The organism is Herbaspirillum sp. NPDC101397, from assembly GCF_044767325.1.
GTDB lineage: Bacteria > Pseudomonadota > Gammaproteobacteria > Burkholderiales > Burkholderiaceae_D > Herbaspirillum.
Genome location: NZ_JBIWNS010000006.1, coordinates 185,246 through 196,612 on the forward strand (window position 1 = coordinate 185,246; position 11,367 = coordinate 196,612).

The 11,367-nt window shown below is 61.1% G+C and carries 11 protein-coding genes; 9 read left to right on the forward strand and 2 right to left on the reverse strand.

Annotated features, from left to right (window positions below; genetic code table 11):
* Positions 1 to 24 precede the first annotated feature (24 nt).
* Positions 25 to 1,104 carry a YeiH family protein gene (locus tag ACIROW_RS15950; RefSeq protein WP_402277301.1) on the forward strand — a complete coding sequence of 360 codons (1,080 nt, stop codon included), beginning with the start codon at positions 25 to 27 and terminating at the stop codon, positions 1,102 to 1,104.
* Here ACIROW_RS15950 and ACIROW_RS15955 read toward each other — a convergent pair.
* Complete coding sequence (locus ACIROW_RS15955; RefSeq protein WP_402277303.1) at positions 1,093 to 1,566, reverse strand: SRPBCC family protein; 474 nt, start codon at positions 1,564 to 1,566, stop codon at positions 1,093 to 1,095. The genes ACIROW_RS15950 and ACIROW_RS15955 overlap by 12 nt on opposite strands.
* Before the next feature lie 112 nt (positions 1,567 to 1,678).
* Between ACIROW_RS15955 and ACIROW_RS15960 the strand changes: the two genes are divergently transcribed.
* The 8 genes from ACIROW_RS15960 to ACIROW_RS15995 all read left to right on the forward strand — a co-directional run bounded on the left by ACIROW_RS15960 (position 1,679) and on the right by ACIROW_RS15995 (position 10,378).
* Complete coding sequence (locus ACIROW_RS15960; RefSeq protein ID WP_402277305.1) at positions 1,679 to 3,760, forward strand: UvrD-helicase domain-containing protein; 2,082 nt, start codon at positions 1,679 to 1,681, stop codon at positions 3,758 to 3,760.
* 99 nt (positions 3,761 to 3,859) lie between these two features.
* Positions 3,860 to 4,741, forward strand: a complete 882-nt coding sequence (locus ACIROW_RS15965; RefSeq protein WP_402277307.1) for an alpha/beta hydrolase — start codon at positions 3,860 to 3,862, stop codon at positions 4,739 to 4,741.
* Positions 4,742 to 4,986: 245 nt separating this feature from the next.
* Positions 4,987 to 5,787 carry a basic amino acid ABC transporter substrate-binding protein gene (locus ACIROW_RS15970; RefSeq protein WP_402277309.1) on the forward strand — a complete coding sequence of 267 codons (801 nt, stop codon included), beginning with the start codon at positions 4,987 to 4,989 and terminating at the stop codon, positions 5,785 to 5,787.
* 125 nt (positions 5,788 to 5,912) lie between these two features.
* Complete coding sequence (locus tag ACIROW_RS15975) at positions 5,913 to 6,656, forward strand: amino acid ABC transporter permease (protein WP_144967960.1); 744 nt, start codon at positions 5,913 to 5,915, stop codon at positions 6,654 to 6,656.
* Positions 6,637 to 7,926 carry a TIGR03862 family flavoprotein gene (locus tag ACIROW_RS15980; protein ID WP_402277311.1) on the forward strand — a complete coding sequence of 430 codons (1,290 nt, stop codon included), beginning with the start codon at positions 6,637 to 6,639 and terminating at the stop codon, positions 7,924 to 7,926. Before ACIROW_RS15975 ends, ACIROW_RS15980 begins: the two co-directional genes overlap by 20 nt.
* Positions 7,923 to 8,135 (forward strand): SlyX family protein, encoded by a 213-nt coding sequence (locus tag ACIROW_RS15985; RefSeq protein WP_116434429.1) that lies wholly within the window; start codon positions 7,923 to 7,925, stop codon positions 8,133 to 8,135. The genes ACIROW_RS15980 and ACIROW_RS15985 overlap by 4 nt, the downstream gene beginning before the upstream one ends.
* Before the next feature lie 48 nt (positions 8,136 to 8,183).
* Positions 8,184 to 9,338 carry a DNA polymerase IV gene (gene dinB, locus ACIROW_RS15990; RefSeq protein ID WP_402277693.1) on the forward strand — a complete coding sequence of 385 codons (1,155 nt, stop codon included), beginning with the start codon at positions 8,184 to 8,186 and terminating at the stop codon, positions 9,336 to 9,338.
* Between the two features lie 107 nt (positions 9,339 to 9,445).
* Entirely contained in the window at positions 9,446 to 10,378 is a 933-nt protein-coding gene (locus ACIROW_RS15995; protein ID WP_402277313.1) for a recombination-associated protein RdgC, read from the forward strand.
* An 88-nt stretch (positions 10,379 to 10,466) separates the two neighbouring features.
* On the opposite strand, the gene ACIROW_RS16000 is transcribed toward ACIROW_RS15995, so the two are convergent.
* Positions 10,467 to 11,099 (reverse strand): TetR/AcrR family transcriptional regulator, encoded by a 633-nt coding sequence (locus ACIROW_RS16000; protein ID WP_402277315.1) that lies wholly within the window; start codon positions 11,097 to 11,099, stop codon positions 10,467 to 10,469.
* Positions 11,100 to 11,367: the final 268 nt, after the last annotated feature.

Here is an 11,367-nt window from a genome sequence, read left to right on the forward strand (position 1 = left end):
TCAGTCCTCAATGTCAGGCACATCATGAACACCCCGCCGCTTACCGTCGTCGCCACCCCGTCAGCCCCTCCGGCGCAGTTGAACCGCGTTCTCCCCGGCCTGGCCCTGAGCGCCGCGCTGGCGCTGATCTCGATTGAAGCCGGCCGCCTTGCCTGGTTGCAGGCGCATGGCTTCAGCGCGCTGACGATTGCGATCGTGCTCGGCATGCTGGTTGGAAATACCGTCTATCCGCGCGTGGCCGCTGGCTGCAGCAACGGCGTGGCGTTCTCCAAACAGAATCTGTTACGCCTGGGCATCGTGCTGTACGGCCTGCGCCTGACCTTCCAGGACATCGCCCACGTCGGCGTGAGCGGCGTGGTGATTGACGCCTGCATGCTGATGTCGACGTTCGCGATCGCTTATTTTCTTGGCGTGAAGGTATTCAAGCTGGATCGCAATGCCGTGATGCTGATCGGCGCCGGCAGCTCGATCTGCGGCGCGGCGGCGGTGATGGCGACCGAGCCGGTGCTGCGCGCGCGCAGCGAACAGGTGACTGTAGCGGTGTCGACAGTGGTGGTGTTCGGCTCGGCGGCGATCTTCCTGTACCCGCTGCTGCACAGCCTGGACTTTCTGCGGGGCCACGCCGACTTCGGCGTCTATATCGGCTCGACCGTCCATGAAGTAGCGCAAGTGGTGGCGGCGGCGCGCTCGATTGACGATCACACCGCTAACACCGCAGTGATCGCGAAGATGGTGCGCGTAATGATGCTGGCGCCGTTCCTGCTGATCCTGTCGGCTTACATGCAGCGCGGCCGTTCGGCGACCGCCGCTGAAGGTCGCTCAAATGCCTCGCGCCTGGCCGGCGTCCCGTGGTTCGCGTTCGCCTTCATCGGCGTGGTGGCGCTGAACTCGTTGCTGCCGATACCGGCAACCGTGACCAACGCCCTGCTCGACGCCGACACCTTCCTGCTGGCGATGGCGATGGCGGCTCTGGGCCTGACCACCCATCTGTCATCCGTGCGCCGTGCGGGTGTTCGTCCGCTGCTGTTGGGTGGATTGCTGTTTGTCTGGCTGATTGCGGGTGGTGGCGCCATCAACGCCGCCGTGACCTTCTTAATGCACTGATCCTTTGACGATCAGTTCGCGAATGATGCGGATGGTGTCGATGTCCGCCGCTTCATAAGCCGAACGGCGGAACTGGTCGTAAAAGGCTTTTTCAGTGCCGGCTTCTTCTTCCGGCGCGCCGTCGTCATATTCGAAACGCACGAACAGCGCCTCTTCCTCGGGCTCCTCAATCGTCATGCTCAGGCTGGACGTCGGGATCTCGCCCTGCGCCGGCACGTGGTAGTGCACGCGCTGCAGCGCTTCGTACGTCACAACATCATGGATACGCAATTCGCCATAGCGCAGCATGCGCTTGACCGCCGCGTCCGTCTTGTCGGACAGCACGCATTCGTCGAGATGCTCCATGAACAATTGCGGCGCTTCGGCGCGCATGACGAGGCCGCGCCACAGCTGTTCGCGGGTCAGATTGTCGATCAGCGGGTTGAGCGGATCGTTGATTTGAATCAAGTGATTGAATTTCATGCTTTTGAACCTGTTTCGGGATGCCGTTATTGTCCCACAGAAGGCCCGGCCGGGCAGGGCCGGCCTGCTACAATGGCGTGTTATCCCTCATCCCCTTCCAATCGATCCCTGCATGTCTTCCGCCCCCGCATTTGGTCTCAACGCCCCGCAAAGCGAAGCCGTTTTGTACATGAACGGCCCTTGCCTGGTGCTGGCCGGCGCCGGCTCGGGCAAGACGCGCGTCATCACGCAGAAGATCGCCCACCTGATCGAGAATTGCGGCTACGAATCGCGCCACATCGCCGCGCTGACTTTCACCAACAAAGCCGCGCTGGAAATGCAGGAGCGCATCGCCAAGCTGCTCAAGGAACCGAAACAGGCCAAGCATCTGACGGTGTCGACCTTCCATTCGCTGGGTGTAAAAATTTTGCGCCAGGAAGCCAAACACCTGGGGTTGAAGGATCGCTTTTCGATCATGGACAGCGACGATTGTTTCTCGCTGGTGCAGGATCTGGCGGTAACGACCGACAAGCAATTGATCCGCCGCATCCAGAATGCGATGTCGCTGTGGAAAAACGGCCTGATCGATCCCGAGCTTGCGCTCAGGAATGCGGTCGATGAAGAAGAAGCCGTGGCCGCGCGCATCTATCGCAGCTATGTCGCCACGCTCTCGGCGTATCAGGCGGTCGACTTTGACGATCTGATCCGCCTGCCGGTGGAGCTGTTTCGGGGTAATGAAGAAGTGCGCGACCGCTGGCAGCGGCGCCTGCGCTATCTGCTGGTGGATGAATATCAGGACACCAACACCTGCCAGTACGAGCTGGTCAAGCTGCTGGTCAGCGGCATCGGCAAGAAGCCGATGTTTACCGCCGTGGGCGACGACGACCAGGCGATCTACGCCTGGCGCGGCGCCACCATCGAGAATCTGAAGACGCTGCAGATCGATTTCCCCAATCTGCACCTGATCAAGCTGGAGCAGAATTACCGCTCCAGCACGCGCATCCTGCAAGCCGCCAACTCGGTGATTTCCAACAATCCCAAGCTGTTTGAAAAAGCGCTCTGGTCGGAACACGGGCTGGGCGACCCGGTCAAGGTCATGGCGATGGACGACGACGAGGCCGAGGCCGACCAAGTCGCCATCATGCTGTCGGCGCATCGCTTCGAGCGCCGTGCCAAATTCTCCGACTACGCGATCCTGTACCGCGGCAACCACCAGGCGCGCATCTTCGAAAAAGCCCTGCGGCGCGAACGCATTCCTTACGTGATGTCGGGCGGCCAGAGTTACTTCGATCGCGCCGAAATCAAGGACATCATCAGCTACCTGCGCCTGATCGCCAACCAGGACGACGATCCTGCCTTCATCCGCGCCGTCACCACGCCGCGCCGCGGCATCGGCCAGGCTACGCTGGAAGTGCTCGGCACGGTTGCCGGCCAGTGGCAGTGCTCGCTGTTTGAAGCCGTGTACAAGGGCGCGCTGGAAGACAAGCTGCCCGACAAGCAATTATTGCCGCTGCGCCAGTTCTGCGATTTCATCAACAACCTCGAATCGCGCGCCAGCCGCCCGGGTCCGTCCGGCAGCGGCGAGAACGCCGCGCAGGTACTCGACGACATGATGGAAGCGATCAACTACGAAGGCTACTGCTACGACGCCTTCGACGAACGCCAGGCGCAAAGCAAGTGGCAGAACGTGGTCGACTTCACCAGCTGGCTCAAGGAGCGCGGCTGCGGCGGCAAGGACGGCGAAGGCGAAGAAAAGAACTTGCTGGAGCTGACCCAGATGGTCGCACTCATGACCATGCTCGAAGGCAAGGATGAAGAACAGGACGCCGTGCGCATGTCGACCTTGCACGCCTCCAAGGGCCTGGAATATCCGCACGTGTTCCTGATCGGCGTGGAGGAAGGCATCTTGCCGCACAAGGGCGATCCCGACGCGCCGGCCGAGACCATCGCCGCACGGATCGAAGAAGAACGCCGTCTGATGTACGTCGGCATCACGCGCGCCCAGCGCAGCCTGCAGATCACCTGGTGCAAACGGCGCAAGCGCGCACGTGAATTCACCGCTTGCGACCCGTCGCGCTTCATCAAGGAAATGAACCTCGATGTCGGCGACGCCGTACCCAAGGAAGAGGAAAAAATCACGCCGCAGAACCGGCTGGCCAACCTGAAGGCCTTGCTGCAACAGCCGCGCAGCACGCCGACGCCGTCCAACGACTGACCCACCTGCACCGCGTATAATTTTCTGCGGGGCAATGCCCCGGCTGTGAGATGACATCCAGGCATCCGCAGTCTCCGACAACAATAAGGAGGAGAAGACATGCTGTCCATTTTCAGGAAACCGCTTGCCCGGTCATATCGTTCACTACTTGCGCTGCTGACCATGCTGTTGCTGGCATCTGCCGGCGCACAGGCGAGCAGCATCACCAACGTCGAATTCCAGTCGCCCGCATTGGGACGCGCATGGAACTACAACGTCTACCTGCCGACCGGCTATGAAACATCCAACCTGCGTTACCCGGTGCTGTATCTGCTGCACGGCAATGACGGCCATCGCAATGACTGGCCGGTCAAGGGACGCATTCAGGCCACTGCCGACGCGCTGATTGCCTCCGGCGATATTCCCCCGGCTATCATCATCATGCCGGACGCCGGCACCACCTGGTTCGTTGACCTCAAGGAAAAAGTCGAGACCGCCTTTTTTGCCGATCTGATTCCACAAGTGCAGAAACGCTTTCGCACCCTGACCGGACGCGACGGTCGCCTGGTCGGCGGGCTGTCGATGGGCGGTTATGGCGCCATGCGTTTTGCGCTCAAGTATCCGGAAAAATTCCAGGCCGCCGCGCTGCTGAGCCCGGCCATCTATAATCCGGAGCCGCCTGCCACCTCATCGGCGCGCTTCGTCAAGGTGTTCGGCTCACCCGACTTCGATCCGGCCATCTGGAAGGCGCACAATTATCCGGCGCTGTGGGACGAATTCCTGAAGAAGAACATCAAAGTGCCGATGTACATCAACTCCGGCGACGATGACGACTTCATGATCGAGAGCGAAGCCACCCAGTTCTATGCGCTGCTGCGCAAGAACAAGCAACCGGCCGAACTGCGCATCGTCAACGGCGCCCATGCCTGGCCGGTGTGGGAATCGACCATCGGCGATGCCCTCAAATACATTTTCCAGACCGTCCGACGCCCTGAGCAATAGGCTGCCGGCTTTAGCTGTCCGCCCCTGTACGGCGGACAGGCCCTCGCCCTCCCACATTTGTTGCACATTTTTCAATATCCGCGCATCGAAAACGCGATTGCACCTTATTTTGCGCTGCAAATGGCGTTGAACCGGACCGTAAACGTTTACAATCCTCCCCTTTCCGACACCCCGATGCGCTTGCGCGGCGGCGGCCTACCCGGGCCCTGTTTTCATCTGCTGTTCTTATTTTTACAAGGTTGGTCATGAACAAGTACTTCAAGCAATTCGCTCCTGCACTGGCGCTGGTCGCCGCTGTCGCCGCACTGTCCGCTTGCGGCAAGAAAGACGAAGCAGCGCAAGCGCCCGCCGCCGCTGCCGCCAAGGTCTACCTGGTCGGCGTGGAATCGGCTTATGCGCCGTTCTCGGCAGAGAATGAAAAGAAGGAAGTGGTCGGCTTCGATATCGACGTGATGAAGGCGCTGGCGCAAAAGATCGGCATCGAAGTGAAGTTCGTGCCGACGCCGTTCGAAGGCTTCTTCAACTTCCTGGCGCAGGGCGATCGCGACCTGCTGATCTCGGCCATCACCATCACCGACGAGCGCAAGCAGACCGTCGACTTCTCCGAGCCGTATTTCGAAGCAAGCCAGCTGATCGCAGTGCCGGCAGCCGACGCCAAGGTGCAGAAGTTCGACGACCTCAAGAACCTCAAGGTCGGCGTGCAGAGCGCGACCTCGGGCGACGAGATCGTGCAGCAATTGCTGGGCAAGAACAATCCCAACATCAAGCGCCTCGACTCCACCCCGCTGGCATTGAAGGAACTGGAAACCGGCGGTGTTGACGCCGTGGTCGCCGACGACGCCGTGGTCAAGAACTACATCACCAACAATCCGTCGAGCAAGCTGCGCACCGTGTCGGACGCCAACTTCCCTAAAGAGTATTACGGCATCGCCGTGCGCAAAGGCAACACCGAGCTGCTCAACAAGGTCAACAAGGGCATGGCCGACCTGAAGGCCGACGGCACTTTCGACAAGATCAGCACGCAGTACTTCGGCGCCAAGAAATAACATCTTTGCAGGCCGTAGTGCAGCCGCCGCAATCACAGTGCGGCTGCGGCGCTACGGTATAATCTCGACAAATGCGCAGTCCGCCGGATTGCGCATTTTTCATGTCCACCATACAATTTTCCGCCATGGATTTCCGCTGGAGCATCATCGAAGGCTACGCGCCGCTGTTCATCAAGGGCTTCTTCATGACGCTCGAAGTGGCCGTGATCAGCATTGTCGCGGGCACCGTGATGGGCCTCCTGCTGGGCATGCTGCGGCTGGCCGACGTGCAGCACGGCGTGTGGAAATACATCCTGCGCGTCACCAAGTGGATCGCCGGCTTCTACGTTGCGTTCTTCCGCGGCACGCCGCTGTTCGTGCAGATCCTGCTGATCCATTTCGCCGTGATGCCGGTGCTGATCCACCAGGACAACGGCCTGCTGATTTCCGGCGAACTGGCGCGCACCATCAAGCAGGATTACGGCGCATTCGTGTCGGGCATCGTGGCCTTGTCGCTCAATGCTGCGGCATACATCTCCGAAATCTTCCGCGCCGGCATCCAGTCGATCGACCGCGGCCAGAGCTATGCGGCATCGAGTCTTGGCATGGGCTATCGCCTGCGCATGCGCTACATCATTTTGCCGCAGGCGTTCCGCCGCATGCTGCCGCCGCTGGGCAATGAAGCCATCACGCTGCTCAAGGATTCCTCACTGGTGTCGACCATCGGCCTGGCAGAACTGGCCTACGCCGCGCGCACCGTGGCAGGCAGTTATTCGCGCTACTGGGAGCCGTACATCACGATTTCGGTGGTGTATTTCAGCATGACGATTTGCTTGGCCATGCTGGTGGCCAGACTGGAAAAGAAATACAGTGCCCCATCCCGCCACTGACCCCGCACGCACCGCCCCGGTCGCCGTCATCGGCGGTGGTCCGGCCGGCCTGATGGCCGCCGAAGTACTGGCGCTGGCCGGCGTGCAGGTCGACCTCTACGACGCCATGCCTTCGGTGGGACGCAAGTTCCTGCTGGCCGGCAAGGGCGGCATGAACATCACCCATTCGGAAGACCTCGACGGCTTCCTCTCGCGCTACGGCGCGCGCCGCAATGAAGTTGCCGCATTGCTCAAGGATTTCACGCCCGAAGATTTGCGCACGTGGATACACGGACTCGGAATCGACACCTTCGTGGGCAGTTCCGGACGTGTTTTCCCGACCGACATGAAGGCCGCGCCGCTGTTGCGCGCCTGGCTGCATCGGCTGCGCGAAGCAGGCGTGCGTTTCCACATGCGGCATCGCTGGCAAGGTTGGGATGCGGATGGCAAGTTGCGCTTCGCCACCCCCGACGGTGACATTTCCTCGGCCGCATCGACTACCATTCTTGCGCTCGGCGGCGGCAGCTGGAAGCGCCTCGGTTCGGACGGCGCGTGGATGCCGCTGCTGGCCGAACGCGGCGTCGATCTGGCGCCCCTGCGGCCGTCGAACTGCGGCTTCGACGTCGACTGGAGCGAACACTTCCGCAGCCGCGCCGCCGGCGAACCGCTCAAAACCGTCGCCGCCACCGTCATCCTCGGCGACGGCACACCGCTGCGCCGCCAGGGCGAATGCATCATCACCGATACCGGCATCGAAGGCGGCCTGATCTATGCCCTTTCTGCGCCTTTGCGCGACGCCATCACGCCGTCCGCGCCAGCCACGCTATATCTCGATCTGCTTCCGGACTGGTTACCCGCGCGCGTACTGAGCGAGCTGCAACATCCGCGCGGCGCACGCTCGATGTCCAGCCATCTGCAGAGCCGGCTCAAACTCAAGGGTGCGAAGGCGGCGCTGCTGCGCGAATGCACCAGCGCGGAAGATTTCCAGGATATGCACAAGCTGGCGCAGGCGATCAAGGAATTGCCGGTCAAACTGCGCGCGCCACGGCCGATAGACGAAGCCATCAGCAGTGCCGGCGGTGTACCATTCGAGGCGATGCAGGACGCGGATGAACATCACCTGATGCTGCGTCAGTCGCCGGGCGTATTCTGCGCCGGCGAAATGCTGGATTGGGAAGCGCCGACCGGCGGTTACCTGCTGACCGCCTGCTTCGCCAGCGGTCGCAAGGCCGCACAAGGCGCATTACGTTGGCTCGGCGACACGCCGGCCGCACAGGAGAACACACCATGATCGACGAAGAACGTCTGGTCGACATCGAACTGAAACTGACGCATCAGGAAGATACCGTTGATACACTCAACAAGATTGTCTACGAGCAGCAAAAGAAAATCGACGAGCTCGAAAAGCTGCTGACCGCGCTGGCGCGGCAGGTGAAGGACGCCGCCAACAGTGCAAGCGAGCCGCGCAGCATCGAGAATGAAAGACCACCGCATTATTGATGCGGCGTACGGCAATGCGCCGTGCTCAAGTTATCCCAACCGAACTTCATGACCGCCAACGCCCGCCGCATTGCGCACCTCGACATGGATGCGTTCTATGCATCGGTGGAGTTGCTGCGCTATCCGGAATTGCGCGGCCGGGCCGTGGTCATCGGCGGTCGTTCGGTGCACCAGCCGGTCATGCGCGACGACGGCACGCGCGAATTTGCCATCCTGCGCGACTACGTCGGGCGTGGTGTCATCACTACCTCCACCTATGAAGCGCGCGCTCTCGGCGTGTTTTCCGCCATGGGCATGATGAAGGCGGCGCAGCTGGCGCCCGACGCCGTCCTGCTGCCGGTGGATTTCGATTCTTATCGTCACTATTCCCGGCTGTTCAAGAAGGCCGTTGCGAGTATCGCCCCGCTGATCGAGGATCGCGGGATTGATGAAATCTACATCGACCTCAGCGAACACGACGAAGAAACGCGCGCACTGGCCACGCGCATCAAGAACGCCGTCAACGAAACCACCGGTCTGTCGTGCTCGATCGGAATCGCCCCCAACAAGCTGCTCGCCAAAATCTGCTCAGACCTGGAAAAACCTAATGGCCTGACCATCCTGACCATGGCCGACGTGCCCACGCGCATCTGGCCGCTGCCGGCGCGCAAGATCAACGGCATCGGTCCCAAGGCGGCCGAGAAGCTGACCGCGCTCGGCATCCTCACCATCGGCGACCTGGCGCGCACCGACGCCGGCCTGTTGCAGGATCATTTCGGCCGCAGCTATTCGGCCTGGCTCGGCAATGTTGCGCAAGGCATCGATGACCGGCCGGTCACGACCAGCTCGGAGCCGAAGTCGATCAGCCGCGAAACCACCTTCGAGCGCGACCTGCATGCGCGTCATGACCGCGACAAGCTGTCCGAAATTTTCACCGCGCTGTGCACGCGCGTGTCGGAAGACCTGCACCGCAAGGGTTATCTTGGACGCACCATCGGCATCAAGCTGCGCTACGCCGATTTCTCTACGGTGACGCGCGATGTCACCTTGCCGGCATCCGTGAACGACCCCGCCGCGATCCGGCGCGCCGCCGGCGAATGCCTGCGGCGGGTGCCGCTGGAGCAGCGCATCCGGCTGCTGGGCGTGCGCGTGGGAGCCCTGTCGAAGAACGACGGCGCGCCCGAACGCGAGGATTTTTCGCAAGGCGAACTCGGGTTCGAATAGCCGAATCAGGCTGCATGCGGCCTGCGCCCGCGCACGCAGATAAAGTCGGCGGGAATATCGGAGGCCCCTCAAGCTGCGTGTAAAATGGACGCTTTTGCCCGAACGCCATGTGGTTTAAGAACCTTCAGATTTATCGCCTTCCGGCCCCTTGGGCCATCAGCGCCGACCAGCTCGAATCCAATCTCGCTCCGCAGGCCTTTGCCGCCTGCTCCAGCCTGGAAATGCAGTCGCAGGGCTGGGTTTCGCCGCGCGGCAACGAACGCCTGGTGCATGTCGTCAATCGTCAGTTCCTGCTCAAGCTGGACACTGAAAAGAAACTGCTGCCGAGCACCGTGATCAATCAGGTGACCAAGGCGCGCGCCGCCGAGTTGGAAGAACAACAAGGTTTCGCGCCGGGCCGCAAGCAGACCAAGGAATTGAAAGAGCAGGTCACCGATGAGTTGCTGCCGCGCGCCTTCAGCATCGTGCGCAGCACCTGGACCTGGATCGACCCGGTCAACGGCTGGCTGATCGTCGATGCCGGCAGCCCCGGCAAGGCTGAAGAAGTGTTGAAGCTGCTGCTCAAGGCGATCCCGAAGTTCCCGCTGGAAACGCTGCGCACGGTGCGCTCACCCTTGTCGTCGATGACCGACTGGCTGGCCTCGGACGAAGCGCCGAGCGGCTTCACCGTCGATCAGGACACCGAACTGCGTGCCAGCGGCGACAGCAAGGCGACCGTACGCTTCGTGCGCCACACGCTGGAGCCGGAAGATGTGCAGCGCCACATCGAATCGGGCAAGCAATGCACGCGCCTGGCGCTGACCTGGAACGACCGCGTGTCGTTCGTGCTGACCGAAAACCTGAGCGTGAAGAAGATCACGCCGCTGGACGTGTTGAAGGAAGACAGCGACGTCACATCAAAGAACGACGACGAGCGTTTTGACGGCGATTTCATGTTGATGACCGGGGAAGTCAGCAAGATGCTGGCCGACCTGATCGAAGCGCTGGGTGGACAATTGCGCGAGAACGACGGCTCTGCGGCACTGGCTGCTGCGGCCTGATTGGCCTCTTCCAATTCCGCCAACGAACGACGCCGGGCGATCGCAAGATCGGCCCGGCGTTTTTGATGGCGCTGCGGAATTCTGCTGTCTATTGCACTGTGCGCTTTTTCTTCGGCGTAACCAGCACCGCATCGAGCGCCTTCATGGCGTGACAGATGGTGCCGGCCAGACGCTCGCAGCTGACGCCGTCGCGCGCGCTCAGCGACAGGCCGTGCAGGACGGCGGTGTAAAAATCGGCCAGGCCGTCGATGTCGGCGTCGGCGCTCACTTCATTCTGCTCCTGCGCCTTGCGGAAACGCTTGACCAGCTCCTGCCGCTTCTTCTGGCGGCGCACCGTCATTTCTTCGGCATGGGCGGCATTTTCGGGGGCGCAATTGATGGCCGAGACGACCACCATGCAGCCCTTGCCGTTGGCCGGGTCGGCATACAACGCGACGCTGGTTTGCAACATGTTGTGCAAATCCTCGCGCATGCCCTTGCCCTCTTTCAAGGCGTTGATCGGCCCGATGGCGGTGGTTGCCGAATAGAAATCGATGGCTTCGCGGAACAGCGCATTCTTGTCGCCGAACGCGGCGTACAGGCTCGGCGCCTTGACGCCGATGGCGGCCGTCAGGTCGGCCATGGTGGTGCCTTCGTAACCCTTGTTCCAAAAAACCTGCATTGCCAGGCGTAGCGCTTCGTCTCGGTCGAAACTGCGCGGCCGCCCTCTTGTTTGCTGCATGGGAATTCTCCTTTTTTACAACGACTGCATGGGATATCAACGCCCAGTGTAGCTTAATATAACTTGAATTACAAAAATACCTTGACAAGATTTTCAGTGAAAACCTATTATGTAACACGCATTACATAAATACAAACTATGATGATGCGCAGGCTTCCGGTCTTGCTGTTGTCTTGCAGGAAAGAAAGCCGCCAGAAGAACCTGGGAAGAATTGCAGTTCGGACTTTCAGCGCCGATCAGCCAGTACGGCGGACAGCATAGGATGCAA

What these genes read in the sequence shown, in the direction of transcription:
- ACIROW_RS15965 (WP_402277307.1), top strand. Translation starts at nt 3,860, where the DNA reads ATGCTGTCCATTTTCAGGAAACCGCTTGCCCGGTCATATCGTTCACTA.
- ACIROW_RS15955 (WP_402277303.1), bottom strand. Translation starts at nt 1,566, where the DNA reads ATGAAATTCAATCACTTGATTCAAATCAACGATCCGCTCAACCCGCTG.
- ACIROW_RS15985 (WP_116434429.1), top strand. Translation starts at nt 7,923, where the DNA reads ATGATCGACGAAGAACGTCTGGTCGACATCGAACTGAAACTGACGCAT.
- dinB (WP_402277693.1), top strand. Translation starts at nt 8,184, where the DNA reads ATGACCGCCAACGCCCGCCGCATTGCGCACCTCGACATGGATGCGTTC.
- ACIROW_RS15995 (WP_402277313.1), top strand. Translation starts at nt 9,446, where the DNA reads ATGTGGTTTAAGAACCTTCAGATTTATCGCCTTCCGGCCCCTTGGGCC.
- ACIROW_RS15970 (WP_402277309.1), top strand. Translation starts at nt 4,987, where the DNA reads ATGAACAAGTACTTCAAGCAATTCGCTCCTGCACTGGCGCTGGTCGCC.
- ACIROW_RS16000 (WP_402277315.1), bottom strand. Translation starts at nt 11,099, where the DNA reads ATGCAGCAAACAAGAGGGCGGCCGCGCAGTTTCGACCGAGACGAAGCG.
- ACIROW_RS15950 (WP_402277301.1), top strand. Translation starts at nt 25, where the DNA reads ATGAACACCCCGCCGCTTACCGTCGTCGCCACCCCGTCAGCCCCTCCG.
- ACIROW_RS15960 (WP_402277305.1), top strand. Translation starts at nt 1,679, where the DNA reads ATGTCTTCCGCCCCCGCATTTGGTCTCAACGCCCCGCAAAGCGAAGCC.
- ACIROW_RS15975 (WP_144967960.1), top strand. Translation starts at nt 5,913, where the DNA reads ATGGATTTCCGCTGGAGCATCATCGAAGGCTACGCGCCGCTGTTCATC.